Source organism: Segnochrobactrum spirostomi (assembly GCF_009600605.1).
Taxonomy (GTDB): Bacteria; Pseudomonadota; Alphaproteobacteria; order Rhizobiales; family Segnochrobactraceae; genus Segnochrobactrum; species Segnochrobactrum spirostomi.
Window position 1 is genome coordinate 214,583 of sequence record NZ_VWNA01000002.1, and the last position, 26,999, is coordinate 241,581.

Here is a 26,999-nt window from a genome sequence, read left to right on the forward strand (position 1 = left end):
TTTCACAGGGAGGTTCGTTCATGTCGTCTTTGACGCTCAACAAGATCACCTCGCAGCGCGGAATTTCAGTCGGCGAGGCGACGAAGAAGATCGCCGACCTCGGCTGGAATCCGAGCTACGTCCAGGAAGCGATGACGTTTCCGACCGACTACAAGATCACCAAGGCCCCGCGCGATCCGATGAAGCAGGTGCTGCGGTCCTACTTCCCCATGCAGGAGGAGAAGGACAACCGCGTCTACGGGGCGCTCGACGCGGCGCTGCGCGGCGATATGTTCCGCAACGTGGAGCCGCGCTGGGTCGAGTGGATGAAGCTCTTCCTGGCGATCATCCCCTTCCCGGAGATCTCCGCCGCCCGCTCCATGGCGATGGTCGCCCGTCTCGCCCCCGGCGAAGACCTGCGCACCGGCTTCACCATGCAGATGGTCGACGAGTTCCGCCATTCCACCATTCAGATGAACCTGAAGAAGTGGTACATGGAGAACTATATCGATCCGGCCGGCTTCGACATCACCGAGGAAGCCTTCGGCAAGTGCTACGCGACGACGATCGGTCGCCAGTTCGGTGAAGGCTTCATCACCGGCGACACGATGACCGCCGCGTGCATGTACCTGACGGTCGTGGCCGAGACGGCGTTCACCAACACGCTGTTCGTGGCGATGCCGTCGGAAGCCGCGCGCAACGGCGACTATGCCCTGCCGACGGTGTTCCTTTCGGTGCAGTCCGACGAGAGCCGCCACATCGGCAACGGCCACTCGCTTCTGATGGCCGCCCTCAAGGAGCCGGAGAACCACCTGCTGCTGGAGCGCGACCTGCGCTATGCCTTCTGGCAGAACCACGCCATCGTCGACGCCGCGATCGGCACCTTCATCGAGTACGGCACCACCAACCGCGACAAGAACAAGGAATCTTACGCGGAGATGTGGCACCGCTGGATCTTCGAGGACTATTACCGGACCTATATGCTGCCGCTCGAGAAGTACGGCATCAAGATCCACCACGACGACGTCCACGAAGCCTGGAACCGCATCACCAAGAAGCACTATGTGCATAAGGTGGCGCAGTTCTTCGCGGTCGGCTGGCCGGTCAATTTCTGGCGCATCGAGGCGCAGACCGATTCCGACTTCGAGTGGTTCGAGCAGAAATATCCCGGCTGGTACGCCCAGTTCGGCGAGTTCTGGAAGTGGTACGCCAAGCTCAGCCACAAGGGGCAGACGCCGATCACGTTCTCGACCGAGACCGGCTACGTCTATCCCCATCGCTGCTGGTCGTGCCTGGTGCCGTGCCTCATCCGTGAGGACATGGTCGTCGACGAGATCGACGGGCAGCTCCACACCTTCGCCCATGAGCTCGATCGCTGGACCGCCGTCGAGGCGTTCTCGGACGAGTACCAGGGCCGGCCGACGCCCGCGATGGGCCGCTTCAGCGGCAAGCGCGAGTGGGAGACGCTCTATCACGGCTGGGATCTCGCCGACGCGATCAAGGACCTGAACTTCGTTCGGTCCGACGGCAAGACGCTGGTCCCGCAGCCGCATCTGCGCTTCGATGACAAGGAGATGTGGACCCTCGACGACGTCCGCGGCTACACGCTCCAGTCGCCGCTCACCCTGCTGCGGCAGATGAGCCCGGCCGAGCGCGAGAAGCACCTCGCCGAGTATCGCGCGGGCTTCACCATCAATCCCTGCAACTGAGCGAGACGAGGGGCGGGGCGCCTTCGGGCCGCCCCGCCCTGGCAGCGGACGCCCGCCGACGCGGCCCCTCGCGGGGCCGCGAAGGGCGGAGCTTTAGGAGAGAAAGCCGATGGTTGCCGTCCATAACGTGCGTCTGGAGCCGGTTGGGATCGAGTTCGAGGTCGAGGAGGGCGAAACGGTGCTGAACGCCGCCTTCCGGCAGGGGATCTCGCTCCCGCACGGCTGCAAGGAAGGCCAGTGTTCGGCCTGCAAATGCGTTCTCAACGACGGCGACGTCGATCTGCTGCGCTATTCGACCTTCGCGCTCAACGAGATGGAGCGGGATACCGGCCATATTCTACTGTGCCGGACCCTCGCTTATTCCGACATCGAGGTCGATCTCCTCAACTATGACGAGGAGGTGCTGTCGAAGTCGATCGCCGTCAAGACGTTCTCGGGGCGGATCACGCGCATCGAATCTCTCACCCACGACATCCGCGGGATCGGCATCAAGCTCGACCAGCCGATGAAGTTCTGGGCCGGGCAATATGCCGACATCACGGTCACCACGGAAAAAGGGGAGACGATTACGCGCTCGTTCTCCATGGCAAATTCGCCGGACGAAACCGAAGAACTCTCCTTCATCATCAAGAAATATCCGCAAGGGAAGTTCTCCGGAGAGCTCGATGCCGGCGGAATCCGCCTCGGTGCCGTCGTCAGCGTCGCCGGACCCTACGGCACCTGCTTCCGCCGCGGCGGACGCGAAGGACCCGTGATCCTGGTCGGCGCCGGCTCCGGCATGTCGCCGGTCTGGTCGATCCTCAACGATCATCTGACGAGCGGCGAGGACCGGGATGTCTATTTCTTCTACGGCGCACGCACAGAGAACGACCTCTTCTATCTCGACCGCATTGCCGCGCTGACCGCGGCCCATCCCTCCGTTCACTTCATCCCCGTCCTGTCGCACGCCGACGCGGACTCGGGCTGGAGCGGCGCGCGCGGCTTCGTTCACGAGGCCGTCGGCGCCACCCTGAAGAGCCTTGCGATCGACGGCGCCGGCGACGTCTATGCCTGCGGCCCGCCGCCGATGATCGATGCCTTGCAGCCGGTGCTGTTCATGAACGGCTTCGACGTCGAGCGCGTGTTCTTCGACCGCTTCACCACCACGACTTCCGTGGCGTCGGCCGAGCCGGCGCAGGCGGCGGCGCAATAGGCCCATTCGGCCAATCGCCGTCATCACCACCAACATCAAAATCTGAGGGGAGTGAAATCCATGCCTGCCATCTCGAGCTCGGTCGGTTCGGGCGCCGCCGGCGCCGCGATCTTCGCGGATTCCGACAGCCGCAAATATCGCTATTTCCAGCCGCGCGGCCGCGCCGCGTCCCATTACGAGGACGTCACCGTCGACGTTCAGCCGGACCCCGAGCGTTACCTGATCCAGAACTGGATCATCTCGTTCGCCGACGGCAACGGCGCCTACGTCAAGGACAACACGGCGGCGCGCAGCTCCAACTGGCACGCCTTCCGCGCGCCGGATCAGGAATGGGAGCGCACCCACTATCAGCGCCAGTCGAAGATCGAGACGATGGTGCAGAGCGTCATCGCCAACGGCCGTCGTTATGGCGCGCCGAAGGCCCTCGACGGGGTGTGGCGCAAGATCCTGCAAACCCACCTGGGCGCGTGGAAGCACGCGGAGTTCGGCCTCGGCACGTCGCTGATGCAGGCGCAGCGCTACGGCTACACCCAGATGATCAACAACGCGACGCTGACGAATTCGTCCTACAAACTGCGTCTCTCCCAGGACATCACGCTCTACCTCGCCGAGATCGGCCTCGATCTCGAGGGCTGGAACGACGAACTCGGCAAGAAGGCCTGGCTCGAGGACGGCGTCTGGCAGGGCACCCGCGAGGCGGTCGAGACGATCATGGGGACGTCCGACTATCTCGAGCAATATTTCGCGATCAATATCGTGTTCGAGCCGCTCGTCGGTGAACTGTTCCGCTCTGGCTTCATGATGCAGGCGGGCGCGGCGAACGGCGACTTCATGACGCCGGCGGTGATCTCGGCCGCGGAAGCCGATTACGAGCGCAACCTCGCGAACACCATCGATCTCATGTACTTGCTCGCGCACGACGAGCAGCATTCCGTCCACAACAAGGCCCTGTTCCGGAGCTGGCTCCACAAGCACCGGGCGCTCGCCGACAAGGCGGCGAAGACCCTGCAGCCGATCTGGTCGATGCCCCACTCGAAACCGGTGTCGTTCGAGGACGCCCGCGCGGTCTCGCAGGAGCGCATCGGCAAGATCCTCGGCGAGCTCGACATCTGACCGCCCGTCCGCCACCGCCGGCCGGGCCGATCGCGCCCGGCGGGCGGGGCGGGAGCCCCCATCATCCTCGGGACGATGATCTCGAGCCGACCTTCAGGAGCGAAACCCATGTCGACCGTCGCCCGTGACGCAAGTCACCAGAACATCTTCAAGTCCATGAAGGACATCACCTTCGAACAGACGATCTCGCACCAGTGCGGGGTCACCATGTCGGATTCCGTCGAGGCCCGCGCCATCGCCGAATTCATGGCGACGAAGGACGGTGTCACCGTCACCTACCAGCCGGCCCTCATCCGTATCGACGGCAACGGCAAGCTGATCTTCGAGATGGACGAGATCAGTGAATTCCTCGGTCGCGATATGACGGCCGAGATGTTCGAGGTGAACACCTCGACCCATTACGGCCGCATGGTCCGGATCGACGACAACACCGTGATCCTGTTCGGCAACATGGACGAGGTATTCGAATACATCTGACGAGCGATCCCGGTCGGCACGCACGCCGGCCGGGATGCGTCGCCGATCGACCCGGTGCGCGACACGGCGCTGAGAACACGACGAGTGGGAGGAACATCACATGTACATTACGCCCGAAGGCAAAGAGGTCTTCATCGTCGACGGCCACACCCATTTCTGGGACGGCAGTCCGGAAAACCAGCGCAATATCCATGGCAAGCAGTTCATCGATTGCTTCTATGCCTACCACACCAACCTGAGCCCGAAGGAGCAGCTCTGGGCGAAGGCGAAGTTCGAGAAATACACCGCCGACGAGCTCTACCGCGATCTGTTCATCGACGGTCCGGATGACGTCGCGATCATCCAGACGACGGTGCTCGGCGATTTCTACAAGAACGGCTTCGGCTGCGTGAAGCGCTCCCACGAGATGGCGAAGCGTCATCCCGACCGCTTCATCGTCAACGGCGCCTTCGATCCGCGCGACGGCGAGAAGGCGCTCGAGTGGATCCACGAGATGAAGGAGACCTACGGCATCACCGGCGTGAAGATGTACACCGCCGAGTGGAACGGTGCCTCCAAGGGCTGGAAGCTCAACGATCCCGACGCCTACAAGTGCTTCGAGCTCTGCGACAAGCTCGGCATCAAGAACATCCATGTCCACAAGGGACCGACCATCATCCCCCTGAACAAGGATGCCTTCGACGTTCACGACGTCGATTATGCCGCGACCGACTTCCCGAACCTCAACTGGATCGTGGAGCATGTCGGCCTGCCGCGCCTCGACGATTTCTGCTGGATCGCGGTGCAGGAGACCAACGTCTATGGCGGCCTCGCCGTCGCGCTGCCCTTCATCCACACCCGGCCGCGTTACTTCGCCGAAGTCATTGCGGAACTGCTGTTCTGGCTCGGCCCCGACAAGATCCTGTTCGGCTCGGACTATGCGATCTGGACGCCGCGCTGGCTCGTCGAGAAGTTCTGGGCGTTCGAACTGCCCGAGGACATCAAGAAGGAGCGCGGGGTCGATCTGACGCCGGAGATCAAGGAGAAGATCCTCGGCCTCAACGCCGCCGCCCTCTACGGGATCGACGTCGCCGCCCGCAAGCGGCTGCTCGCCAGCGATCCGATCGCCGCGGAGTGAGCGCGATGAATGTCGCTCCGAGCGAGATCGAACGGCGCGAGCACGAGCTCTGGCATGTGCTCGCGAGCGTCGACGACCCGGAACTCGACGAGCCCGTCACCACGATGGGCTTCGTCGAACGGGCCTTCGTCGCCGACGACGGGCGGGTCACGGTCGACTTTCGGCTGCCGACCTATTGGTGCTCGCCGAACTTCGCCTTCCTGATGCTCGACGATCTGCGCCGGGCGCTCGGCCGCCTGTCGTGGCAGCCGGCGTTTGACGTGGTCCTGCACGACCACATGTTCGCGGCCGAGGTCAATGCGGGCCTCGCGGCGGGGCGATCGTTCGACGAGATCTTCGGCGAACTCGCCGGAGACCAGGGGCTCGACGACCTGCGGGCGACCTTCGCCGCCAAGGCCTTCAAACGGCGGCAGGAGGCGGTGCTGCGCGGCCTTCTCGCGGAGGGCTTCGCGGAGGCGCGGGTCGTGGCGATGACGATCGCGACCCTGGAGGCGGTGCGCTTCGAGGATGCCGACGTGGCGCGGCAGAAGCCGCGCTATCTCGCGGCGCTGCGCGCGCGCCGGGGCGGACTGAAGGCGTCAGAGCCGGCCTTCCCGATGTGGGACGGTACGGCGCTCGGCATCGACACGCTCGCCGATTACCTCTCCGAGCTGCGGGGCTTGCGCATCAACATGGAGTTCAACGGCGCGCTCTGCCGGGGTCTCAAGCAGTCCCGCTACAAGGAGGTTCGGCAGGTCGACGGCGAGCCGACCTTGGTCGACTTCATCCTCGACCGGGTTCCGGAGGCCCGCGCGGGCGCGGGCAGCGGTCCCGCCTGAGCGGACCGGCCGACGAGGACAGCCTGCCGGGCCCGGCGTCCGGCAGGCGGCGCGCGATCACACAAGAACAATGGACCAGCGTGCCGTCATGCGGCGCGGGAGGACGTCTCATGCCCAAATTGCTGCTCCACAACTCCGCCGCCCGCAAGGCGCTCGCCCGCGGCGTGTCGCGGCTCGCCGCGGCGGTCGAGCCGACGCTCGGGCCGAAGGGCCTCAACGCGATGATCGACCGCCCAATCGGGACGCCGATGATCACCCGCGACGGCGTCTCGATCGCGAGCGAGATCGAGCTCGGCGATCGCTTCGAGAACATGGGCGCGCAGGTCGTCCGCGAGGTCTCGATGCAGACCAACGAGGTCGCCGGCGACGGCACCACGACCGCGATCGTGCTCGCGAACGCGCTCATCCAGAAGGGCGTCGAGGCGGCCGACCGCGGCAGTCGCGCGGTCGGCCTCTGCCGCGGCATCAATCTCGCGGTCGAGGCGATCGCGACGGCGCTCGCCGCCGCCGCTCGGCCGACCAAGGACAACGGCATGCTGCGCGCGGTCGCCCGCATCGCGGCGACCGACGCCAAGCTCGGCGATCTCGTCGCCGAGGCGTTCGAGCGGGTCGGTGCCGACGGCGTCATCACCACCGATTTCAGCGTCACCACCGAGACTTGGCTCGACGTCGTCGAGGGCATGTCGTTCGACCGCGGCTATCTCTCCCACCACATGGTGACGGATCAGGAGCGCATGGAGGCCGTGCTCGAACGGCCCCTGATCCTGATGACGGACACCAAGATCAAGGACCCGGCCGCGCTCGACACGGCCCGCGCCATCGCCGTCCGGGCGGGCCGGCCGCTCCTCATCGTCGCCGAGGAGGTGGCGCCCGAGGTCGTCGTCACGCTGCTCGGCAAGGACGGTCCCGGCCGCTACCTGGTCATCCATCCCCCGGAATATGGCCATTGGCGCAAGGCGATGATGGAGGATCTCGCGATCCTCACCGGCGGCCGGGTGATCGCGCGGGATCTCGGCGGCACCATCGAGGCGGTGACGGTGGAGGACCTCGGCGGCGCCGAGCGGGTGCGCACCGGTTCCTCCCACACGGCGGTGATCGGTGGTGAGGGCGACCGCGGCGCCATCGCCGCCCGCCGTGCCCAGGTCCAGCGCCAACATGAGGCCGCCCCCCCCAACATCGAGCAGGACAAGCTGCGCGAGCGTCTCGCCAAGCTCTCCGGCGGCACCGCCGTGCTCTATGCCGGCGGCGTGACGCCGGTCGAGCAGAAGCGGCGGATCCAGCTCATCGAGGATTCCCTGAACGCGGTGCGCGCCGCCGCGGAGGAGGGCGTCGTCGCCGGCGGCGGCTCGGCCCTCGCCCAGATCGCGCCGGTGCTCGACGCCGTGGAGCGTAGCGCCGAGGGCGACGTGCTGGAAGGCATTCGCCTGGTGCGCTCGGTGCTGACGCGGCCCTTGTGGCGCATCGCCACCAATGCCGGCCAGGACGCCGACGAAGTCGTCGCCCAGGTCAGCCGCGTCAACGGCGGCTTCGGCTATGACGCCGCGAACGGGGCCTTCGTCAACATGTACGAGGCGGGCATCGTCGATCCGGTGCGCGTCACGATCTCGGCGCTGCGCAACGCCGCCTCGGTCGCGACCCTCATCATGACCACCGAGACGCTCATCGGGGATGCGCCGGACTACGAGGACCCGACCGCCGGGCCGGCGCTCGGCGGCGGGGCGGAGAAACTCGGCCGCGCGTGACGCGGCCGATGCGAATGACAGAGACCACGTCAGTCAAGGGAGGCGGCCATGAAAGCGGCCATGCTCTACGAATACGATCCCGCCGTGAACGTTAAGCTCAAGATCGAGAACGTCGATCTGCCGAAGATCACGGCGCCCGACGACGTCATCGTCCGGGTCGGCGCCGCCGGGCTCTGCCGCACGGACCTGCACATCATCGAGGGGGTGTGGCGGCCGACGATGGACCCGGTGGGAAGTCTGCTGCCCTACATCATGGGCCACGAGAATGCCGGCTGGGTCGAGGAGGTCGGCAGCAATGTCCGCTCCGTCAAGCGCGGCGACGCGGTGATCTGCCATCCGTTCCGGTCCTGCGGCGTGTGCCTCAATTGCCGGCACGGCGAGGACATGTACTGCGACAACGGCGCGTTCCCCGGCCTCGGCATGAACGGCGGCTTCGCTGAATATTTCGTGACGAGCGAGCGTTCGCTCATCAAGCTGAAGAAGGGGATCATACCGATCGAGGTTGCGCCGCTCGCCGATGCCGGCATCACCGCCTACCGGGTCGCCAAGAAGGCGGCGCGGCTGTTGCGCCCGGGCGCCTATTGCGTGCTCGTCGGCATCGGCGGCCTCGGCCACATCGCGCTGCAATCGCTGCACGCCATTTCCGGCTGTCGCATCATCGCGGTCGACCGGGAGCCGGCGGCCCAAAAGCTCGCGAAGGAGCTCGGCGCCGATTATGTGCTCGACGGCGGGCCGGACGTCATCGAGCAGGTCAAGGACATCACCGGCGGCGGCGCCCAGGTGGTGATCGATTTCGTCGGCGAGCTCGGGGTCGAGAACATCGGTTGGAAGATGGTGCGCAAGGGCGGGCAGATGTTCGTCGTCGGCTATGGCGGCAAGATCGAAGTGCCGACCGTCCATCTCGTCATCGAGGAAATTAATATCGGCGGCAGCCTCGTCGGCAACTATACCGAGCTCGTCGAACTGATGGAGCTGAACGCCGACGGCAAGGTGAAGATGCACTACACCGAGTACAGCCTCGCCGACATCAACACCGCGATCGACGACTTCAAGAACCGGCGCTTCACCGGACGCGGCGTGATCGTGCCGGCGTGAGGGCCCACGGCGGTCGGACACAGTCCCGCCGCCGATGAAAGGCGAACGGAGGGGCGAGGGCCGTCGGGCGACCGGCGGCCCTGGCTTTTGTCCCCGCGGCCCGTCATCCGATCGGCAGCACCTCGGCACGTTTGACCTGGTCGAGGGCGAAGCTGGTCTCGATCGAGGCGATGCCGTCGAGGCGGGTCAATTTCGACTTGATGAAGGCCTCGTAGGCTTCGAGATCGCGCACCACGATGCGCATCAGATAATCCCGCTGGCCGGTCATCAGGTAGCAATCGACCACCTCCGGCCAGCGCGCCACGGCCTTGGCGAAGCGGTCGAGATCCTCCTCGCGCTGGCGTTCGAGCTTGATCGAGGCGAAGGCCGAGACCGGCAGGCCGACCCTCTTCTGATCGACCACCGCGGCATAACCCTTGATCACGCCGCGATCCTCCAGGAGGCGCAGCCGGCGGGCGCAGGGCGAGGGCGACAGGCCGACCCGTGCGGCGAGGTCGGCGACGGAGATGCGGCCGTCGCTCTGGACGGCTGCGATGATCTTGCGGTCGATCGCGTCTAGGTCGGACATTCTGGCAGCTTTCATCGCATGAAGGCTCAGCTTTGGCATTTATCGCCAATCTTGCCTTCACGAGCAATGCGATCCGCCGAATTCCGCTGCAAGAGCGGCGCTAATCTCAGGGGAGCGGGAGGAAAAGGCGATGAACGAGAACACGATCGCCGCGCTCACCGAGATCGAGCGCAAGGTCCGGTGGCTGTCGACGTGGATGATCCACCACGCCAACCACGTCCGGCCGAACGAGGATGGGCTTAAGGTCGGCGGCCATCAGGCGTCGTCGGCGTCGCTGTCGACCATCATGACGGCGCTCTATTTCGCCGTGCTGCGCCCGGAGGACCGCGTCGCGGTCAAGCCGCACGCGAGCCCGGTCTTCCACGCCATCCAATATCTGTTCGGCAACCAGACGCGGGAGAAGCTCGAAAACTTCCGCGGCTACAAAGGCGCCCAGTCCTATCCGTCGCGCACCAAGGACGTCGACGACGTCGACTTTTCGACCGGCTCCGTCGGCCTCGGCGTCGCCCAGACGCTGTTCGCCGCGCTGACCCAGGATTATCTCGGCGCCAAGGGCTGGAGCGGCGGCGTGGAGGCACGGTCGGGGCAGGGTGCCACGGCGGGCAAGATGGTGGCCCTCCTCGGCGATGCCGAGATGGACGAGGGCAACATCTTCGAGGCGCTGCTCGAAGGCTGGAAGCACGGCGTCCGCAACACCTGGTGGGTGGTCGATTACAATCGCCAGAGCCTCGACGCGGTGGTGCGCGAAGGGTTGTGGGCAAGGTTCGAAACGATCTTCCGCAATTTCGGCTGGGACGTCGTCATCCTCAAATATGGCGCGCTGCAACGCCGCGCCTTTGCCGAGCCCGGCGGCGACGCCCTGAAACGGTGGATCGACGCGGCCCCGAACCAGCTCTATTCGGCGCTCACCTTCCAGGGCGGCGCGGCGTGGCGGCGGCGGCTTCTCGACGATATCGGCGACCAGGGCGCGGCCACCGCGCTCGTCGAGCGGCGCAGCGACGATGAGCTCGCCGAGTTGATGGCCAATCTCGGCGGTCACGATCCGGCTTCGCTGATCGAGGCCTTCGAGGCGGCGCGAACCCACGACCGGCCGGTCTGCTTCATCGCCTATACGATCAAGGGCTACGGCCTGCCGCTCGCCGGCCACAAGGACAACCACGCCGGCCTGATGACGCCGGCGCAGCTCGACGTCCTGCGCGAACATCTGGCGATCCGGCCGGGCCACGAATGGGACCCTTACGAGGGTCTCGCCGACCCGCAGGCGGCGCGCCGCCTCGTCGCGGCCGCGCCGTTCAACGCCACCGGACCCCGCCGCCGCACGGCGCCGCCGGTCGCGGTGCCGGAGCGTCTGGATGTGGCGATCGCGGCCGAGATGTCGACCCAGCAGGGCTTCGGCCTTTTGATGCTCGACATCGGTAAGGCGGAGGGCGCCTTCGCCGACCGCGTCGTCACCACCTCGCCGGACGTCACCGTCTCGACCAATCTCGGCGGCTGGGTCAACCGCCGGGGCCTGTTCGCCCGCGAGGCGATGGCCGATCTCTTCAAGGCCGAGCGCATTCCGTCGACCTTCAATTGGAGCTTCGCGCCGTCCGGTCAGCATCTCGAGCTCGGCATCGCCGAGATGAACCTCTTCCTGATGCTGTCCGCGCTCGGGCTTTCGCACGGGCTGTTCGGCGAACGGCTCCTGCCGGTCGGCACGCTCTACGATCCCTTCGTGGAGCGCGGCCTCGATGCTTTGAACTATGCCTGCTACCAGGATGCCCGCTTCATCCTCGCCGCCACGCCCTCGGGCGTGACGCTCGCGCCGGAGGGCGGCGCGCATCAATCGATCGCGACGCCGCTCATCGGCATGGCTCAGGACGGGCTCGCGAGCTTCGAGCCGGCCTTCGTCGACGAACTCGCGATCATTCTGCGCTTCGCCTTCGATTATCTGCAGCGCGACGGCGGCGACGCGCCGGATCCGGCGACCTGGCTGCCCGACGCCAGGGGCGGTGCGGTCTATCTCCGCCTGTCGACGCGGACCATCGAGCAGCCGGTGCGGACGATGGACCAAGGCCTCGCCGCCGACATCGTGAACGGCGCCTATTGGCTGCGGCGGCCGGGACCGAACGCGGACTTGGTGATCGCCTATTCGGGGGCGGTGGCGCCGGAGGCGATCGCCGCCGTCGGGCTTCTCGGCGAGGCGCGGCGGGATGTCGGGCTCCTCGCGATCACCTCGGCCGACCGCCTGCATGGCGGCTGGACGGCGGCCCAACGCGCCCGCGAGAGCGGCTTCGTCGGCGCCGCGAGCCACATCGAGCGCCTCCTTGCCGACTTGCCGGCGCATTGCGGCCTCGTCACCGTCCAGGACGGCCACCCGGCGGCGCTCGCTTGGCTCGGGTCGGTCGCGGGTCACCGCACCCGCGCCCTCGGCGTCGAGCGCTTCGGCCAGACCGGCACGATCGCCGATCTCTACCGCCATTATGGCATCGACGCCCAAGGCATCCTGCGCGCCGCGGCGGCCCTGACTCCCGGCCGCCCGATGCGCCACCTGTACCGGGTGGGATGACAGGCGGGCGCCGGAGCGGACGAGCCGCCCCGGCGCCCGGACCGCGAACTCAGCGCAGCTCGACCCAGACCGACTTCGTCTGGGTGTATTGGGTCAGCGCTTCGAGGCACTTGTCGCGGCCGTTGCCGGTCTGCTTGAAGCCGCCCCAGATGCTCGTCATGTCGCCGTGGTCGAAGCAGTTCACCCACACCACGCCGGCTTCGATGTCGCGGGCGAAGCGGTGGGCGCGGCTCACGTCGCGGGTCCAGATCGAGGCGGCGAGGCCGTAGATGGTGTCGTTGGCGACCGCGACGGCCTCCTCCTCGCCGTTCACCTTGAGGATGGTGCCGACCGGGCCGAAGATCTCCTCGCGGGCGATCCGCATGCCGTTGTCGACGCCGGTGAACAAGGTCGGCTCGACGAAGGCGCCGGCCTCGAGGCCCGCCGGAACGCCGCCGCCGAAGGCGAGCGCGGCGCCTTCCTCGCGCCCGATGTCGATGTAGCCGAGCACCCGCTTCTGGTGTTCCGCCGTCACCAGCGGGCCCATCGTGGTGGCCGGGTCGAGCGGATCGCCGGGCCGGAACGCCTCCGCCGCCTTGACGCGGAACAGATCGACGAAATCGTCGTGGATCGCCGCATCGACCAGGATGCGCGAACCCGCGTTGCAGACCTCGCCCTGGTTGCCGAAGATGCCGTTGACCGCATAGGTCACAGCGAGATCGAGATCCTCGACGTCGGCCATCACCACCTGCGGGGTCTTGCCGCCGCATTCCGTGGAGACGCGCTTCATGTTGGACTGGCCGGCATAGATCATCAGAAGCTTGCCGACTTCGGTGGAGCCGGTGAAGCCGATCTTGTCGACGTCCATGTGCAGCGCGAGCGCCTTGCCGACCTCTTCGCCGAGGCCGTGGACGACGTTGAGCACGCCTGCCGGGCCGCCCGCCTCGATGAAGAGACGCGCGAGGAGGCCGGCCGAGAGCGGCGACTGCTCGGCCGCCTTCAGCACCACCGAGTTGCCGGTGACGAGCGCCGGGCCGAGCTTCCACGCGGCCATCATCAGGGGATAGTTCCACGGCACGATGATGCCGACCACGCCGAGCGGCTGGCGCAGGATGTAGTGCAGCGCGTTCGAGGCGGTGGAGGTCACCGCGCCGTCGAGCTTGTCGGCGGTCTCGGCGAAGAATTTGAGCGAGGTGACGGAGCCCGGCACGTCGATGTTCAGCATGTCCGACACGGGCTTGCCCATGTCGAGGCTGTCGAGCACGGCGAAGTCCTCGGCGTGGGCGTCGATCAGCGCCGCGAAGCGCTCCAGCACGGCGAGACGGTCGCGCGGGGCCGCCTTCGACCAGGCGCCCGAGCGGAAGGTCTTGCGGGCGACGGCGACGGCGCGATCGACGTCCGCGGCACTGCCGCGCGCGACGCTGGTGATCGGCCGGCCGGTCGCCGGGTTGATGGTCTCGAAGCGGCGGCCGTCGAGCGAGGGCACGAAGGCGCCGTCGATGAAGTGGTCGGTGTCGAAGGCGATCGACGAGGCTTTCGCCGACCAATAGGCGCGGTCGCGGGTTTGGGCGTCCATGGGAAGTCTCCTCTGGGTTGTCCTTGGGACGGAGAGCGGCTTCAGCGGCGGTCGCGGATCATCACGACCGAAACGAGGATCAGAAGGATCGACGCGGCGACGATCAGCGTGCCGATGGCGTTGATCTCCGGCGTGATGCCGCGCCGGAGCGTCGAATAGATGTAGATCGGCAGCGTGATCTCCCGGCCGGTGAGGAAATAGGTGACCGGGATCTCGTCGAAGGAGAGCGTGAAGGTGAGCAGCGCCGAGCCGATCACCGCCGAGCGGATCGACGGCAGCGTCACCCGCCGGAAGGTCTCGAACGGCGTGGCGCCGAGATCGGCCGAGGCCTCCTCGAGCCGCCGGTTCACCTTGGCGAGGCGCGCCATCACCTGCGAGACGACGACGCCGATCAGCGCCGTGGCGTGGCCGATGACGACGGTGGCGAGGCTGAGCGGCAGGCCGATCTGCTTGTAGAAGTTCAGCATCGCGATGCCGGTGACGATGCCGGGCAGCGACAGCGGCAACAGGAGCGTGGTCTGGAACAGGTGCTTGCCGGGGAAGTGGTGCCGGTCGAGCGCCAGCGCCGCCGGCACGCCGAGCAGCACCGCGAGCACGGTCGCCGACACCGCGACGCTCAGGCTGTTGGCGAGCGCGTGCAGCATCTCCGTGTTGGCGAAGACGCGAGCATACCAATCGGTGGTGAAGCCCGCGAGCGGGAAGGTCGTGACCTTGCTCGCGTTGAACGAGAACAGGATCAGGACGCCGATCGGCAGGTAGAGGAAGGCGAGGGCGGCGAGCGCGGTCCCGACCAGGGAACGTTGCCACCACAACAGGCGTGTCATGTCACCGCCTCCTTCAGGTCAGAGCCACGCGCGGCCCGGCTTCCAGCCGCTTGGCGACTTGGAGCACCAGGATCACGATGGCGAGGATGACGACGGCGAGCGCCGAGCCGAGCGGCCAATTGAGCGCGGCGCCGAACTGGGATTGCAGCACGGTGGCGACCATGGTGCCCGTCGGACCGCCGACCAGCACCGGAGCGACGAAATCGCCGAACGAGAGACAGAAGGTCATCGTGGCGCCGGCGAGCACGCCCGGCACCGAGAGCGGCAGGATCACCCGCAGGAAGGTCTCGAACGGACCGACGCCGAGGTCTTCCGAGGCCTCGATGAGGTTGCGCGGAATCCGCTCCAGCGCCGCGTAGAGCGGCATCACCATGAACGGGATGAAGATGTAGGTGAGGGTCAGCACCATCGAGATCTGGTTGTAGAGAAACGCTTCGATCGGCTGATCGATCACGCCGAGCCAGATCAGGAGCGAGTTCAAGGCACCGTCCGTGCCGAGGATGATCTTCCAGGTATAGGCGCGCAGGAGATAGGACACCCAGAGCGGCACCACGACGAGGAAGTAGACGATGCGGCGCAGGGTCTCGCTGCGGATCGTGTAGACCAGGAAATAGGCGAGCGGATAGGCGACGATGAGGGAGAAGAAGGTCGTCAATCCGGCGATCTTCAGCGTACGCAGGAGGACGGTCGCGTATTGCGGGTCGGTGAACAGCGCGAAATAATTGCCGAATTGGAAGTCCGGCACGAAGACGGGAAATTTCCGCTTCCAGAAGCTGATCGCGATCATCACCGCGTAGGGCACGATCAGGAACACGATGGTCCAGGCGAGCGGCAGGGCGAACACCGCCCAGAAGCTCAGGATGGCGTTCCGGCGGCGGCTCATGCTTGCCCCTCCGGATAGACCAGCACGTCGTTCGGCGAGGTCGGGGCGAGGCGGATCCGCGCCCCGGCACCGGGCAGTTCGGCCGCGATCTCGGACGAGCGGCGCTGGATCGCCGCGAAGACCGGCTTCGCCGCCGCCGCGCAGGTGGCCTCGAGCATCAGGTTGCTGCCGTGGAACAGGTGGGCGACGACGTCGGCGGCGAGCCCCTGGTCGCCGGCCGCGGGCTGGAGGCGCTCGGGGCGGATCGCCACGATCGCCGCGTCGCCGACTGCGAGCGGGGCGAGCGCGCGGCCCGCGAGGGTGCCGACCGCGCCGAAATCGACCGCGACCTCGTCTCCGGCCACCCGGCTGATCCGGCCGCGCAACAGATTGGCCGAGCCGATGAAGTCGGCGACGTAGGGCGAGGCCGGCCGGTCGTAGAGCGATTGCGGCGTGCCCTGCTGCACGATCCGACCGGCGTGCATCACGATCACGCGGTCGGAGAGCACCAGGGCCTCCTCCTGGTCGTGGGTGACCATGACGAAGGTGATGCCGATCTTCTGGTGCAGGTGCTTGAGCTCGACCTGCATGGAATGGCGCAGCTTGACGTCGAGGGCCGACAACGGCTCGTCGAGCAGCAGCACCTTGGGCCGCCGCACCAGCGCGCGAGCCATGGCGACACGCTGGCGCTGGCCGCCGGACAATTGCCCCGGCATCCGCCCGCCGAGATCGGCGAGCCCGACCATCGACAGCGCATCGGCGACCCGCGCGGCGCGCTCGGACTTGGGAATGCGGTTCGCCTTGACCGACAGACCGTAGGCGACGTTCTCCGCGACGCTCATGTGCGGGAACAGCGCGTAATCCTGGAAGACGGTGTTGACCGCACGGCGATAGGGCGCCGCCTCGGTCACGTCCTCACCGGCGATCCGCACGCGGCCCGCGTCGGGTGTCTCGAAGCCGGCGATGAGGCGGAGCGTCGTGGTCTTTCCGCAGCCGGAGGGGCCGAGAAGGGTGACGAACTCGCCCGGCCGGATCGTGAGATCCAGGCCCTCCAAGGCGGTGAAGGAACCATAGGTCTTGCGCACGCCCTCAAGGGCGACGATGGCATCGGTCATGACAAAGCTTCCGGTGCGGCAACAGATCGGGCGATCCCGTCCGCGGACGGGATCGCCTTCCATGACTAGGCAAGCCGTCAGGGCGCCGCCTTCACCGCGTTCCAGACTTCGAGATATTTGTCGAGGCGGGCCGGCATCTGCCACATCTTGAGCGTCTTGACGAAGTCGACGTCGTTGACCTTGCGGTCCTTCTGCTCCTCGGGCGTCAGGCACTGCGAGACGGCGCCCGGTACGGTCGGGAAGTAGCCGGTCACCTTGATGATGCCGCACTGGCCGGCCGGCGACAGCATGTAGTTCATGAACTTGTAGGCGCAGTCCTCGTTCGGGCTGTCCTTCACGAGCTGCATCGAATCCATCCAGCCCTCGGCCTTCTCCTTGGGGCTGAACTCCTTCACCACGAAGCCCTTCTTGAGGGCGTTGATGTCCTTGCTCTGGAGCCCGGTCCAGGTGTTGGAGACCCAGACCTCCTGGTTGGCGAAGAGCTCGGTCAGCTCGCCAGCCGTCGCCCAATATTTGCGGATCAGCGGCTTCTGCTCGATCAGCTTCTCCTTGACCTTCTCGAGCTGCTCGTCCGAGAGGTCGTAGATGTTGTCGTAGCCGAGATAGCGCGCGGTCCAGTAGATCGCCGACTTATCATCCCACATGGAGATCCGGCCCTTGTAGGCGGGATCGAACAGGATGCCGATCGAATCCGGGGTGCCCGAGACCTTGTCCGGGCGGTACATCAGCGAGATCGAGCCCCATACCAGCGGTACGGCCCAGATCTTGCCGTCGACGCTGACGTCCGGTCCGTTGGCGAAGTCCTTGTAGATGCCGCCGAAATCCTTGAGCTTCGCGGTGTCGATCGGCGCGATGTAACCGGCCTGGCGCATCAGGCCGATGGTGTCGATCGAGGGCGTGATGATGTCGTAGACGCCGCCGCCGGCCGCGAGCTTCGGCGCGAAATCGTCGTTGGAACCGACATAGGTGGCGTTGACCTTGCAGCCGGACGCCTTCTCGAACGGCTCGACGAAGCTCTTGTCGGCATAGCCCTCCCAGGTCAGGACGTTGAGCTCCGCCGCCTGACCGATCGCCGGCAGGGTCGTCGCGAGCGTGACCATCAGCGCGGTCGCCGCCTTGCACAATTTCAGGGTGTTCATCGCCTACTCCTCTGGTTTTGTTCGCGAATTGGCGGGGCGAGCGTGTCCGCCCCGCGACCTCAGCGGCGCGTGGTCTTGCGGACCAGCGTGCCGATATCGACGCCGAGCGCCTTCGCCGCCCGGCGCTTCGAGCCGTGGCGATCGATCGCCCGGGAAATCAGGAAATCCTCGTATTGGCGCAACGCCTCCCGCAGCGGCGGCTCGTCTCCGTCCGGCGCGGCGGCGGGCAGCGCGTCCGGGGCGCGGGCGCTGCGAAAATGCGGCGGCAGATGCACGGCCGTCGCCCGGTTGTCGGCGACGGCGGCGACGTGCTCGAGCACGTTGGAGAGCTCGCGGATGTTGCCCGGCCAATCGTGGTCGAGGAGCGCCTCCCACAGCGCGGGGGCGAGCGACAGCGACGGTTCGCGCTCGCGGTTGATGCGTTTCAGGAACGCCTCGCCGATCGCGCGGACGAGCTCGCGTCGCCCGCGCAGCGGCGGGCATTCGAGCGAGACGACGGCGAGCCGGTAATAGAGATCGCGGCGGAACGTCCCCGCCTCGATCATCTCCGGCAGGTGCCGGTTGGTGGCCGAGATGATCTTGATCCGCGCCCGGCGGCGGACCGGGGAACCGACCCGCATGAAGGTGCCGTCTTCGAGGAAGGTCAGCAGCTTCGCCTGCATCGGCAACGGGATTTCGCCGATCTCGTCGAGGAAGAGCACCCCGTTCTCGGCCGCCTCCACATAGCCGGTCTTGCCGCGCGCCGCGGCGCCGGTGAAGGCGCCCGGCTCGTAGCCGAACATCTCGGACTCGAACAGGCTTTCGGGGATACTGCCGCAATTGACGTGGACGAACGGCATCGTCGTCGAGCCGCCGCTGACGAGGTCGCGCAGCCGCCGCGCGAGCTCCGTCTTTCCCGTCCCGGATTCGCCGGTGAGGAGCACGCGCGCATTGCGCGACAGCGCCGCCGCGCCCTGGCGGAGCAGCGTCGCGCTCTCGGCGGATTCGATGAAGACCGGGCCGGCATCGTGCCCGTCGCCGCTGAAGCGGAACGGGTCCTTGCGCCGGTCCGCCGGGGCGCGGGCGCGCGACGGATCGTTGAGGATCAACAGCGCCCCGAACGCCTCGCCCTTGTCGTCGCGCAGGATCCGCACGCTCGCGAAGACGGTGCGGCCGGATTCGAGCGTGCCGGCGACGTCGAGCTGGCGCATTCGCGAGACGGCGCCGTCGATCGCCGCGACGATCTCGTTGGTGCTGCCGAGCAGGATCAGCGGCCGCCCGCGCATCTCGGCGATGGAGCGGTTCATCAGCCGCTCGAACGGGCGGTTGGCGGCACGCACCACGCCGTCGAGGGAGAGGACGGCGAGGCCGTCGGGCATCGCCGCGAGAAGGTCGCTCGCGGCCGCGCCGTAATAGTCGGCGGGGAGCCGGGCGGCGATCTCGGGCTGGGGCAGGAGGTCGGACGCGTAGAATTTCATTCCGCCGCCTCCCGTGCCTTCTGGGCGCCGCGGACGCGCGCCCGGCGGGCGGTCGCCACGAAGCGGCGACGGGTGCCGTCGAGGATCGCGGCATGCAGGCGCCAAACACCGGCGCCCTCGATCGCGATGTCCGCCTCGCCGTTCTCCTCGGCGATGCGGCGGATGAGATCGGTGTCGAGCCGGTCGCCGAGCGGCTGGTCGAGCAAACGTTCGACCGGCCAGTGCCACAGGTGCTTGACGGCCGGATTGGCGGCGAGCAGGTGGCCGTCCGCGGCGATCACCAGGATCGGGTCCGGCGCGGCGGAGAGGACGTCCAGCATCGCCTCGGCGCGAGCGGCGAGCGCCTCTTCGCGCTGCCGGATCGCTCCGATGTCCCGCACCGTGCCCCACAGGCGGATCAGCCGGTCGCCGCGGATCGCGGCGCGGAAATCGTTCTCCACCATGAGTTCGGTACCGTCGTGGGTGTGGTCCACGGCGGCGGCGCGGTCGAGCCGGTAGCCGGCCCGGATCAGCGCCCGGATCATCCTCTCGTTGACGTCGGAGCGGGGGAAATAGCGGGCGACCGGCTGGTGGTTGAAGTCGAGGTCGGGCGGCAACTGATAGAGCCGTGCCATCGCCTCGTTGCAGGCGCGCCAGCGCTGCGGATGGGAGAAGATCGCGTCGACGATGTCGTCTTCCGGCAGGGTGATGTCGACCGGCAGCAGGAATTCGATGCACCAGCAGGCGTCGGTCGCCTCGCCGATCATCTCGGTCAGGATCTCGACGCGCTCGCGGATTTCCTGCTCGAGGCCGATCGCAGCGCCGGCGGCCGGCTGCTTGAGCACGACGAGCCCACCGTCCGCATCCGGCACCAGGCTGCACAGAACCGGCAGCTCCGTTCCCTCGGCCGTCTGCTGCCAGAGCAAGAGGGGACCCGAGGTTGCCTCCGCGAGGTTGAGATGGCGGCGTACCAGGGCGGCCGACGAGGCGCCGTAGATGGCTTCGAGCGGGGCGCCGATCAAAGCTGCGGCGGGCTGTTGCAGCAGCGCGGCTTGGGCCGAGTTGACCCAGGTCAACTGGCCGGACGCGTCGATCCGATCGACCGGCATGTCGATATCGGCGAACATCTGTTGCGGCCATCCGGCCGGCCGGGTCCTCATGGACACATCAATCCCCTCAGAGCGCATGTGAGAGATGGCAAACGGCGTGCCACGTTCGGCGCGCTACGAAAACGCTGTCATCTCAGGGATTTATGTTCGAGCGTGGCGGGAATGAAAAGAAGGCGATGTGAAGTCGCATCGCCTTTCGTATGCGAATCCGCATCATTCGGCCGGATCTGGCACGTCGCGGCGCGCTTGAGAGCGGGCCCCGAAGCCCTTTTTGAACGACCGTCCAGCACGCAGGCGACAACGGTCGATCGATCTGATACCGATTTCGTGATCGGTGCGGAGGCCACCCTTGAACCGGGCTTCCTCGGCGCTCGGTGCGGTCGCAGGCGGCGTCTCGTCGCCGCTCCGATCCAAGGTTCGAGACACATCGCGGAGGAACCTCGTGCGCGTCTGGAATACGCAACGGGAGGAGCGGCAATCCCGTCTGAACGCCGCCGCCCACCTCGCGAAAGGCAAGGTCGTCGCCGTGGCGGACGCGCAGGCTCTGATCGAGGCCGTCGTGCGGTCGGGCGATCGCGTCTGCCTCGAAGGCGACAATCAGAAACAGGCCGATTTCCTCGCCGACGCCCTGGCGGCGGTCGATCCGGCGACGATCAACAATCTCCACGTCGTGCAGTCCGGCGTGGTGCTTCAGGCCCATCTCGACCTGTTCGAGAAGGGCATCGCCCGCAAGCTCGACTTCTCCTATGCCGGTCCGCAGAGCCACGCCATCGCCCGCGCGCTCAGCGCCGGCCAGATCGAACTCGGGGCCGTCCACACCTACATCGAGCTCTTCGCGCGCTATTTCGTCGATCTGACCCCGAACGTCGCGCTGATCGCCGCCGTCAAGGCCGACCGTGACGGCAACCTCTATACCGGGCCGAACACCGAGGACACGCCGACCATCGTGGAGGCGACCGCCTTCAAGTCCGGCATCGTGGTCGCCCAGGTCAACGAGATCGTCGACCGGGTTCCGCGCGTCGACATTCCGGCCGACATGATCGATTTCGTGATCGCGGCGGACCGGCCCTTCTATGTCGAGCCGTTGTTCACTCGCGATCCGGCCAGCGTGACCGAGACGCAGATCCTGATGGCCATGATGGCGCTGAAGGGGATCTATGCCCCCTACGGTGTGCAGCGCCTCAATCACGGCATCGGCTTCCCGACCGCCGCGATCGAACTGATCCTGCCGACCTACGGCGAAAGCCTCGGCCTCAAGGGCAAGGTCGCCACCCATTGGGCGCTCAATCCGCATCCGACCCTGATCCCGGCGATCGAAAGCGGGTGGGTCGAGCAGATCCATTCCTTCGGCAGCGAAGTGGGCATGGATGCCTACATGCAGGCCCGCAGCGACATCTACTTCACCGGCCACGACGGGACGCTGCGCTCCAACCGCCTCATGTGCCAGACCGCCGGCCTCTATGCCTGCGACATGTTCATCGGCTCGACCCTGCAGATCGATCTGCAGGGCAACAGCTCGACCTTCACGTCGGGGCGCATCGCCGGCTTCGGCGGCGCGCCGAACATGGGCTCCGATGCCCGCGGCCGCCGCCATGCCTCCAAGGCCTGGCTCACCGCAGGGCGCGAGGCGGTGGACGGACCGACGTCGCTGACGCGCGGCCGCAAGCTCGTGGTCCAGATGGTCGAGACGTTCGGTGAGAAGCTCGTGCCGACCTTCGTCGAAGAGCTCGACAGCGTGAAGATGGCCGAAGAGCTCGATCTCGCTCTCGCTCCGGTGATGATCTACGGCGACGACGTCAGCCACATCGTCACCGAAGAGGGCATCGCCAATCTGCTCCTCTGCCGCACGGCGGCCGAGCGCGAGCAGGCGATCCGCGGCATCGCCGGCTTCACGCCGGTCGGCCGCGCGCGCGACCGCGCCGCCGTCGAGGCGTTGCGGGCGCGGGGCGTGATCCGACGGCCGGAGGATCTCGGCATCGATCCCCTCATGGCGACGCGGCAGCTCCTCGCGGCCCATTCCATCGAGGATCTCGCGTCCTGGTCGGGCGGGCTCTATGTCCCGCCGTCGAAATTCCGCAACTGGTAGGAGGCGCCCGTGGAGCAGTTCGAGGTCCGCACATCGAGCGCGCGCCGGGCGGCGGGAACGTGCCGGCAAGCCGTCGTCGGCGTGAACACGTCCGGCAACATCGAGGTTCTGGTCGAGCGGGTGCTGCCCGAGACGGAGAGCGTCGTCGCCGTGACCACGGCGGTCACCGGCTACCGGGATCTCTGGCAGGCGGTGATCGAGGATTTCTTCGACCGCGCCGCGACCGGCGGTCTGCGCTTCGACATCAACGACGGCGGGGCTAAGCCCGACGTCGTCAGCCTGCGGCTGAGGCAGGGCGTTCGCCGGATGGAGATCGACGTATGAGCGATCTGATCGATCTGTTGAGCCACGATTATTACGAGGCCTCGGCGCGCGACCGCGTCCTCGGCGTCCTCGATGCCGGCTCGTTCCGCGAATTTGTCGGACCCGAGACCCGGACCATCAGTCCGCACCTCGCCTTGTTCGGCCTCACCGGCGCCTTCGACGACGGCATGGTGATCGGTGAGGGGCTGCTCGGGGGCAAGCGCGTCTACGTCGCCGCGCAGGAGGGCCGCTTCATGGGTGGTGCCTTCGGCGAGGTGCACGGCGCCAAGCTGGTGGGCCTCCTGCGTGCGGCACGCGACAACGCCGCGAAGGGCGTCGCCGCCGTCCTCATCCTGCTCGACACCGGCGGGGTGCGCCTCCAGGAGGCCAATGCGGGCGAACTCGCCATCGCGGAGACGCTGCATGCGATCGCCGCGGCGCGCCGCGCAGGCGTGCCGGTCCTCGCCCTCGTCGGCGGCCGGTCGGGCGCGTTCGGCGGTGGCGGCATCGTCACCGCCTTCTGCAGCCGCATCATCGTGTCCGAGCACGGCCGCATCGGCGTCAGCGGCCCGGAAGTCATCGAGACCAACAAGGGCGTCGAGGAATTCGATTCCAAGGATAAGGGCCTCGTCTGGCGCGTCACCGGCGGGCGGACGCGCGCCATGATGGGCGGCGCCGACCGCTTCGTGCGCGATCGCATCGCCGATTTCCGGGCGGCCGCGATCGAAGAGATCGGCGCGGCGGCGCCCTTCGACCTCGCCACGCTGCGCGCCGAACAGGCCCGCCTCGCGGCGCGCCTTTCCGCCTATGGTTCGTGCCGCGACGCCCCGGAGATCTGGCACAAGGCGGGCCTCGCCGAGCCTGCGGCGATCGCGACCGTGAACGAGGAGGCGTTTACCGCGCTCCCGCGGCTGAAGGAGGCCGGCCATGACGCTCGATGAGGTTCTCGCCGCCCTCTTTCCCGCCGGCCACGCGGTCGCCCGCGGCCCTCACGGCACGGTGTCGGGCACGGCCAAGATCGACGGCGCTGCGGACGTCGCGGTGATCGGGATCGTCGACGGCACGTCGCTCGGCATCGACGGCGCCCTCGTGCTCGCCGGTCACGTGCTCGACCTCGTCGAGACGAAGGCCGCGTCGACCCTCGTCGTCCTCGTCGATACGTCGAGCCAGACCATGGCGCGCCGCGACGAACTGCTCGGCCTCAACGAGTTCCTGGCGCACCTCGGCAAGTGCCTCAGCCTCGCGGCGCTCGAGGGCGTCGCGACGATCGGCGTGCTCTACGGTCCCGCCGCCGCCGGCGCCTTCATTTCGACCGCGCTGTCGACCCAGATCCTCGTCGCGCTGCCCGATGCGAGCCCGAGCGTGATGGACCTGCCGTCGATCTCGCGCGTCACCAAGCTGCCGCTCGAAGAGCTGACGGCGCTCGCCAAGACGACGCCGATCTTCGCGCCCGGGCTCGAGCCGCTGTACGCGACCGGCGCCATCGCCGAGACGTGGAGCGTGGCGGAGGCCGCTGCCCTCTTGAAGGCGGCCGCCGCGCGCGGCGCGCCGGATTTCAACGATACCCGCGACGTCACCGGGTTCGAGCGCAAGGGGCGGCTGCAAGCCCATGCCATCGCCGCGCGCGTCGTTGCGGACGCCGCGGGGCATGGCTGAGCCACGCCATCGGACGGGCGGGGCCGTCGCAGCGCTGCGGCGGCACGACCTCCTCGTGCTCGATCCGACAGCGTGGACGGCCGCACTCGCCGGCACGCCTCATGCCGCCGACGATCTCGTCGCCGGTTGGGCCGCCGCCGGCTTCCCGGCGATGGTGCGGCGGCGCACGCCGGACGAGCCGTCCGGTGTGCCGGTCGGCGTGCCCCTCCCGCCGGCGCGGGGCAAGGCGCGCATCGCCCTGATCCTGCCCGAGGCGGCGACCATCGAACGCCGCCCGCCGCTCCGTCTCGTGGAGGCCGCGGATCGCGCGCCTCCGGCTTGGGCTTCCGCACTCGACGCCCTGATGCTGGCTGGGGATGCCCATGGCAGCATGCCGCGCTGCTTCGGAAGCCTGCTCTGGCAGCATCTCACCGGTCTCGCTTATCTGACGCCCAGCTCAGACATCGATGTGATCTGGCCGATCGGGGAGGCGACCGATCGCATGGGGCTTCTCCGCGCAATCGAGGAAATCGACCGCGCCGGACCGGTGCGCATCGACGGCGAGTTCGTCTTCGCCTCCGGCGAGGCGGTGAATTGGCGCGAGCTCGTACGGTCGCGATCGGAGCCGGGCGCGGGCGAAGTGCTCGTGAAGGCGATGGACGGCGTCCGCATCGCGCCCGCCGGAGAATTGCTGTGACCGGAGGGCCCTCCATGCTCCACCGGAGCGACGATCGCCTCCTCGGCCTCGTGCCGAGAGGCGCCGAGGCGGCCCAGGACCTCCGCGGCCGGGCCTCCGCTGCCCGACACCCGGACGCCGCCGCCGACGAGATCGCAGCGGTCGCGGTGACCGTGCTGCGCGCCGAGCTCGCCGCCTGGCCGAAGCCCGGTTTGGTCAGCCATGTCGACCGCGGCAGCCATCGCGACATGGACGCGGGAACGCTGCGGGCGAGCATCGACGCGCTCCATCCCTTCTTCATCGAACTCGCCGCAGCCGGTGGCCGCGCCGCCGGCATGGAGACCCTGAGGGCCATCGGACTGCGCGCCGAGGCGGCGATGCTCGCGGCGACGGGCGGGATCAACACCCACCGCGGTGCGATCTTCGGTCTCGGTCTCCTCACCGCCGCCGCCGGTGACGTCGCCGTGCGGCGGGCGGACGGTAGCCTCCTCGCCGCTACCTGCCTCGGCGGCGTCGTCGCAACGCGCTGGGGCCCGGCGATCGCAGGCGCGCCGGTGCCGGACGGCAGCCACGGTGCGGGCGTGCTGCGGCGCCACGGGGCGGGTGGGGCGCGGGCCGAAGCGGTGGGCGGCTTCCGCAGCGTCTACGGCATCGGTCTGCCGGCCTTGCGTGAAGGCCGCCGGCTCGCCGGCGAGGCCGGCGCGGCGATCCAGGCCTGCTTCGCGCTGATCGCCGGCGTCGTCGATACCAATCTCCTGCATCGCGGCGGTGCGGACGGCGCCCGCTTCGCCGCGACGACGGCCGCGGGCTTCCTCGCTGCGGGCGGCGTCGGGGCCTCCGATTGGCAGGCGCAGGCCGCGGCCATCCACGCCGCCTTCGTGGCGCGCAACCTGAGCCCCGGCGGATGCGCCGACCTTCTGGCGATGACGCTGTTCGTCGACCGCCTCGAACCCGACGAGGGCGCTTCGTGAGCCGCCCCCTATTCGCCATTCTGTGCTCCGGGCAGGGCGCGCAGCACCCGGGCATGTTCGATCTCTTCGCCGATGCGCCCGCCGCGGCGCCGGTTTTCGCGGCGGCGGCCGCGGTGCTCGGCGAGGACCCGGTCGCCTTCGTGCGGCGCGACGGCGCCCCGATCCACGACAACGTCCCGGCTCAGATCCTGTGCTGCACCCAGGCGCTCGCGGCAATGCGGACCATCGCGTCCGGAGACGGCCGGCTGGTCATCGCCGGCTACAGCGTCGGCGAACTTGCCGCCTGGGGCTGCGCCGGTGCGCTCGACGACGGCGCGGTGCTGCGGCTCGCCCGCCTGCGCGCCGAGGCCATGGACCGCGCCGCGCCGGCGAACCACGGTTTGGCCGGCCTCGTGGGGCTGCGCCGCGGTGTGCTCGAGCCGATCCTGGGCACGGCCGGGGCGGCCATAGCGATCGTCAACGGCGAGGACAGCTTCGTCGTTGGTGGCGCCCGCGCGGCGCTCGACGAGGTCTGTGCCCGTGCCGCGGCCGCGGGCGCGACGCGCACCGTGATCCTGCCGGTCGCCGTGCCGTCTCACACCGCCTGGCTCGCCGCGGCGGTCGAGCCGTTCCGCGTAGCCCTCGACGCCGAGGGGCCGCGGCTACCCGGCGGCCGCATCCGTCTTCTCTCCGGGCTCGACGGCCGCACCGTCTGGACGCTCGCCGATGGCGTCTTAAAGCTCGCGGCGCAGATCGCGCAGCCGATCGATTGGGCGGCCTGTCTCGAATCCTGCCGCAGCGCCGGGGCGGAGATCGCCCTCGAACTCGGCCCCGGCGGCGCGCTCGCCCGCATGGCCCAAGCCTATTTCCCGCCCGGCGCGGCCCGCACCACTGCGGATTTCGCGACGCTCGACGGCCTCAACGCTTGGCTCGCAAGGAGCGGCGGCTAAG

Annotated in this window: 24 protein-coding genes; 16 read left to right on the top strand and 8 right to left on the bottom strand. The window is 68.0% G+C overall.

Annotated elements, in window-relative coordinates; genetic code table 11:
- Nucleotides 1-20 precede the first annotated feature (20 nt).
- The 8 genes from F0357_RS19555 (at nucleotide 21) to F0357_RS19590 (ending at nucleotide 9,242) form a co-directional block, all read left to right on the top strand.
- On the top strand, nucleotides 21-1,688 hold the full coding sequence (locus tag F0357_RS19555) for an aromatic/alkene/methane monooxygenase hydroxylase/oxygenase subunit alpha (RefSeq protein ID WP_153488163.1): 1,668 nt from the start codon (nucleotides 21-23) through the stop codon (nucleotides 1,686-1,688).
- Between the two features lie 109 nt (nucleotides 1,689-1,797).
- Nucleotides 1,798-2,880: an NADH:ubiquinone reductase (Na(+)-transporting) subunit F gene (locus F0357_RS19560; RefSeq protein WP_153488167.1), complete on the top strand. Its 1,083-nt coding sequence runs from the start codon at nucleotides 1,798-1,800 to the stop codon at nucleotides 2,878-2,880.
- Between the two features lie 60 nt (nucleotides 2,881-2,940).
- The gene (locus tag F0357_RS19565) at nucleotides 2,941-3,993 is read left to right on the top strand and encodes an aromatic/alkene monooxygenase hydroxylase subunit beta (protein WP_153488171.1); all 1,053 of its coding nucleotides are present in this window, start codon (nucleotides 2,941-2,943) and stop codon (nucleotides 3,991-3,993) included.
- A 108-nt stretch (nucleotides 3,994-4,101) separates the two neighbouring features.
- Nucleotides 4,102-4,470 carry an MmoB/DmpM family protein gene (locus F0357_RS19570; protein WP_153488176.1) on the top strand — a complete coding sequence of 123 codons (369 nt, stop codon included), beginning with the start codon at nucleotides 4,102-4,104 and terminating at the stop codon, nucleotides 4,468-4,470.
- 100 nt (nucleotides 4,471-4,570) lie between these two features.
- Nucleotides 4,571-5,587 (top strand): amidohydrolase family protein, encoded by a 1,017-nt coding sequence (locus tag F0357_RS19575; RefSeq protein ID WP_153488180.1) that lies wholly within the window; start codon nucleotides 4,571-4,573, stop codon nucleotides 5,585-5,587.
- 5 nt (nucleotides 5,588-5,592) lie between these two features.
- Nucleotides 5,593-6,405, top strand: coding sequence for an iron-sulfur cluster assembly protein (locus F0357_RS19580; protein ID WP_153488185.1), 813 nt, complete (start codon nucleotides 5,593-5,595; stop codon nucleotides 6,403-6,405).
- A gap of 110 nt (nucleotides 6,406-6,515) precedes the next feature.
- Entirely contained in the window at nucleotides 6,516-8,147 is a 1,632-nt protein-coding gene (locus tag F0357_RS19585; protein WP_153488197.1) for a molecular chaperone GroEL, read from the top strand.
- A 48-nt stretch (nucleotides 8,148-8,195) separates the two neighbouring features.
- Complete coding sequence (locus F0357_RS19590; RefSeq protein WP_153488201.1) at nucleotides 8,196-9,242, top strand: NAD(P)-dependent alcohol dehydrogenase; 1,047 nt, start codon at nucleotides 8,196-8,198, stop codon at nucleotides 9,240-9,242.
- 103 nt (nucleotides 9,243-9,345) lie between these two features.
- Here F0357_RS19590 and F0357_RS19595 read toward each other — a convergent pair whose 3' ends face one another.
- On the bottom strand, nucleotides 9,346-9,810 hold the full coding sequence (locus F0357_RS19595; protein ID WP_153488205.1) for an Lrp/AsnC family transcriptional regulator: 465 nt from the start codon (nucleotides 9,808-9,810) through the stop codon (nucleotides 9,346-9,348).
- Between the two features lie 130 nt (nucleotides 9,811-9,940).
- Between F0357_RS19595 and F0357_RS19600 the strand changes: the two genes are divergently transcribed.
- Entirely contained in the window at nucleotides 9,941-12,358 is a 2,418-nt protein-coding gene (locus F0357_RS19600) for a thiamine pyrophosphate-binding protein (protein ID WP_153488209.1), read from the top strand.
- 49 nt (nucleotides 12,359-12,407) lie between these two features.
- Here the strand turns inward: F0357_RS19600 and F0357_RS19605 are convergent, their stop codons facing one another.
- The 7 genes from F0357_RS19605 to F0357_RS19635 all read right to left on the bottom strand — a co-directional run bounded on the left by F0357_RS19605 (nucleotide 12,408) and on the right by F0357_RS19635 (nucleotide 20,416).
- Nucleotides 12,408-13,913 (bottom strand): aldehyde dehydrogenase, encoded by a 1,506-nt coding sequence (locus F0357_RS19605; RefSeq protein ID WP_153488221.1) that lies wholly within the window; start codon nucleotides 13,911-13,913, stop codon nucleotides 12,408-12,410.
- Between the two features lie 41 nt (nucleotides 13,914-13,954).
- Nucleotides 13,955-14,737, bottom strand: a complete 783-nt coding sequence (locus tag F0357_RS19610) for an ABC transporter permease (RefSeq protein ID WP_153488226.1) — start codon at nucleotides 14,735-14,737, stop codon at nucleotides 13,955-13,957.
- Between the two features lie 13 nt (nucleotides 14,738-14,750).
- A complete protein-coding gene (locus F0357_RS19615) occupies nucleotides 14,751-15,620 on the bottom strand; it encodes an ABC transporter permease (RefSeq protein WP_153488232.1) in 870 nt (289 codons plus the stop codon).
- A complete protein-coding gene (locus tag F0357_RS19620) occupies nucleotides 15,617-16,714 on the bottom strand; it encodes an ABC transporter ATP-binding protein (protein ID WP_153488236.1) in 1,098 nt (365 codons plus the stop codon). The genes F0357_RS19615 and F0357_RS19620 overlap by 4 nt, the downstream gene beginning before the upstream one ends.
- 77 nt (nucleotides 16,715-16,791) lie before the next feature.
- Entirely contained in the window at nucleotides 16,792-17,853 is a 1,062-nt protein-coding gene (locus F0357_RS19625) for an ABC transporter substrate-binding protein (protein ID WP_246161775.1), read from the bottom strand.
- Nucleotides 17,854-17,912: 59 nt separating this feature from the next.
- A complete protein-coding gene (locus tag F0357_RS19630) occupies nucleotides 17,913-19,310 on the bottom strand; it encodes a sigma-54 interaction domain-containing protein (protein WP_153488240.1) in 1,398 nt (465 codons plus the stop codon).
- On the bottom strand, nucleotides 19,307-20,416 hold the full coding sequence (locus tag F0357_RS19635; RefSeq protein WP_208948488.1) for a PAS domain-containing protein: 1,110 nt from the start codon (nucleotides 20,414-20,416) through the stop codon (nucleotides 19,307-19,309). The genes F0357_RS19630 and F0357_RS19635 overlap by 4 nt, the downstream gene beginning before the upstream one ends.
- Before the next feature lie 424 nt (nucleotides 20,417-20,840).
- Between F0357_RS19635 and mdcA the strand changes: the two genes are divergently transcribed.
- The 7 genes from mdcA to F0357_RS19670 are packed head-to-tail and all read left to right on the top strand — an operon-like array spanning nucleotide 20,841 to nucleotide 26,998.
- Nucleotides 20,841-22,484, top strand: a complete 1,644-nt coding sequence (gene mdcA, locus F0357_RS19640) for a malonate decarboxylase subunit alpha (RefSeq protein ID WP_312861739.1) — start codon at nucleotides 20,841-20,843, stop codon at nucleotides 22,482-22,484.
- 9 nt (nucleotides 22,485-22,493) lie between these two features.
- Nucleotides 22,494-22,808, top strand: a complete 315-nt coding sequence (gene mdcC / locus F0357_RS19645) for a malonate decarboxylase acyl carrier protein (RefSeq protein WP_312861740.1) — start codon at nucleotides 22,494-22,496, stop codon at nucleotides 22,806-22,808.
- A complete protein-coding gene (locus F0357_RS19650) occupies nucleotides 22,805-23,728 on the top strand; it encodes a biotin-independent malonate decarboxylase subunit beta (protein WP_153488249.1) in 924 nt (307 codons plus the stop codon). Before mdcC ends, F0357_RS19650 begins: the two co-directional genes overlap by 4 nt.
- Entirely contained in the window at nucleotides 23,715-24,443 is a 729-nt protein-coding gene (locus tag F0357_RS19655) for a biotin-independent malonate decarboxylase subunit gamma (protein WP_153488251.1), read from the top strand. The genes F0357_RS19650 and F0357_RS19655 overlap by 14 nt, the downstream gene beginning before the upstream one ends.
- Nucleotides 24,436-25,119, top strand: a complete 684-nt coding sequence (mdcG, locus tag F0357_RS19660; RefSeq protein WP_153488253.1) for a malonate decarboxylase holo-[acyl-carrier-protein] synthase — start codon at nucleotides 24,436-24,438, stop codon at nucleotides 25,117-25,119. Before F0357_RS19655 ends, mdcG begins: the two co-directional genes overlap by 8 nt.
- Before the next feature lie 14 nt (nucleotides 25,120-25,133).
- A complete protein-coding gene (locus tag F0357_RS19665; protein ID WP_208948489.1) occupies nucleotides 25,134-26,069 on the top strand; it encodes a triphosphoribosyl-dephospho-CoA synthase in 936 nt (311 codons plus the stop codon).
- Nucleotides 26,066-26,998: an acyltransferase domain-containing protein gene (locus F0357_RS19670; protein WP_312861741.1), complete on the top strand. Its 933-nt coding sequence runs from the start codon at nucleotides 26,066-26,068 to the stop codon at nucleotides 26,996-26,998. Before F0357_RS19665 ends, F0357_RS19670 begins: the two co-directional genes overlap by 4 nt.
- The last annotated feature ends 1 nt before the right edge of the window (nucleotide 26,999 follow it).

What these genes read in the sequence shown, in the direction of transcription:
- F0357_RS19555 (WP_153488163.1), top strand. Translation starts at nt 21, where the DNA reads ATGTCGTCTTTGACGCTCAACAAGATCACCTCGCAGCGCGGAATTTCA.
- F0357_RS19650 (WP_153488249.1), top strand. Translation starts at nt 22,805, where the DNA reads ATGAGCGATCTGATCGATCTGTTGAGCCACGATTATTACGAGGCCTCG.
- F0357_RS19610 (WP_153488226.1), bottom strand. Translation starts at nt 14,737, where the DNA reads ATGACACGCCTGTTGTGGTGGCAACGTTCCCTGGTCGGGACCGCGCTC.
- F0357_RS19585 (WP_153488197.1), top strand. Translation starts at nt 6,516, where the DNA reads ATGCCCAAATTGCTGCTCCACAACTCCGCCGCCCGCAAGGCGCTCGCC.
- F0357_RS19595 (WP_153488205.1), bottom strand. Translation starts at nt 9,810, where the DNA reads ATGTCCGACCTAGACGCGATCGACCGCAAGATCATCGCAGCCGTCCAG.
- F0357_RS19655 (WP_153488251.1), top strand. Translation starts at nt 23,715, where the DNA reads ATGACGCTCGATGAGGTTCTCGCCGCCCTCTTTCCCGCCGGCCACGCG.
- F0357_RS19665 (WP_208948489.1), top strand. Translation starts at nt 25,134, where the DNA reads ATGCTCCACCGGAGCGACGATCGCCTCCTCGGCCTCGTGCCGAGAGGC.
- F0357_RS19560 (WP_153488167.1), top strand. Translation starts at nt 1,798, where the DNA reads ATGGTTGCCGTCCATAACGTGCGTCTGGAGCCGGTTGGGATCGAGTTC.
- F0357_RS19600 (WP_153488209.1), top strand. Translation starts at nt 9,941, where the DNA reads ATGAACGAGAACACGATCGCCGCGCTCACCGAGATCGAGCGCAAGGTC.
- F0357_RS19605 (WP_153488221.1), bottom strand. Translation starts at nt 13,913, where the DNA reads ATGGACGCCCAAACCCGCGACCGCGCCTATTGGTCGGCGAAAGCCTCG.
- F0357_RS19570 (WP_153488176.1), top strand. Translation starts at nt 4,102, where the DNA reads ATGTCGACCGTCGCCCGTGACGCAAGTCACCAGAACATCTTCAAGTCC.
- F0357_RS19580 (WP_153488185.1), top strand. Translation starts at nt 5,593, where the DNA reads ATGAATGTCGCTCCGAGCGAGATCGAACGGCGCGAGCACGAGCTCTGG.
- F0357_RS19625 (WP_246161775.1), bottom strand. Translation starts at nt 17,853, where the DNA reads ATGAACACCCTGAAATTGTGCAAGGCGGCGACCGCGCTGATGGTCACG.
- F0357_RS19630 (WP_153488240.1), bottom strand. Translation starts at nt 19,310, where the DNA reads ATGAAATTCTACGCGTCCGACCTCCTGCCCCAGCCCGAGATCGCCGCC.
- F0357_RS19615 (WP_153488232.1), bottom strand. Translation starts at nt 15,620, where the DNA reads ATGAGCCGCCGCCGGAACGCCATCCTGAGCTTCTGGGCGGTGTTCGCC.
- F0357_RS19635 (WP_208948488.1), bottom strand. Translation starts at nt 20,416, where the DNA reads ATGTTCGCCGATATCGACATGCCGGTCGATCGGATCGACGCGTCCGGC.
- F0357_RS19575 (WP_153488180.1), top strand. Translation starts at nt 4,571, where the DNA reads ATGTACATTACGCCCGAAGGCAAAGAGGTCTTCATCGTCGACGGCCAC.
- mdcG (WP_153488253.1), top strand. Translation starts at nt 24,436, where the DNA reads ATGGCTGAGCCACGCCATCGGACGGGCGGGGCCGTCGCAGCGCTGCGG.
- F0357_RS19620 (WP_153488236.1), bottom strand. Translation starts at nt 16,714, where the DNA reads ATGACCGATGCCATCGTCGCCCTTGAGGGCGTGCGCAAGACCTATGGT.
- F0357_RS19590 (WP_153488201.1), top strand. Translation starts at nt 8,196, where the DNA reads ATGAAAGCGGCCATGCTCTACGAATACGATCCCGCCGTGAACGTTAAG.
- F0357_RS19565 (WP_153488171.1), top strand. Translation starts at nt 2,941, where the DNA reads ATGCCTGCCATCTCGAGCTCGGTCGGTTCGGGCGCCGCCGGCGCCGCG.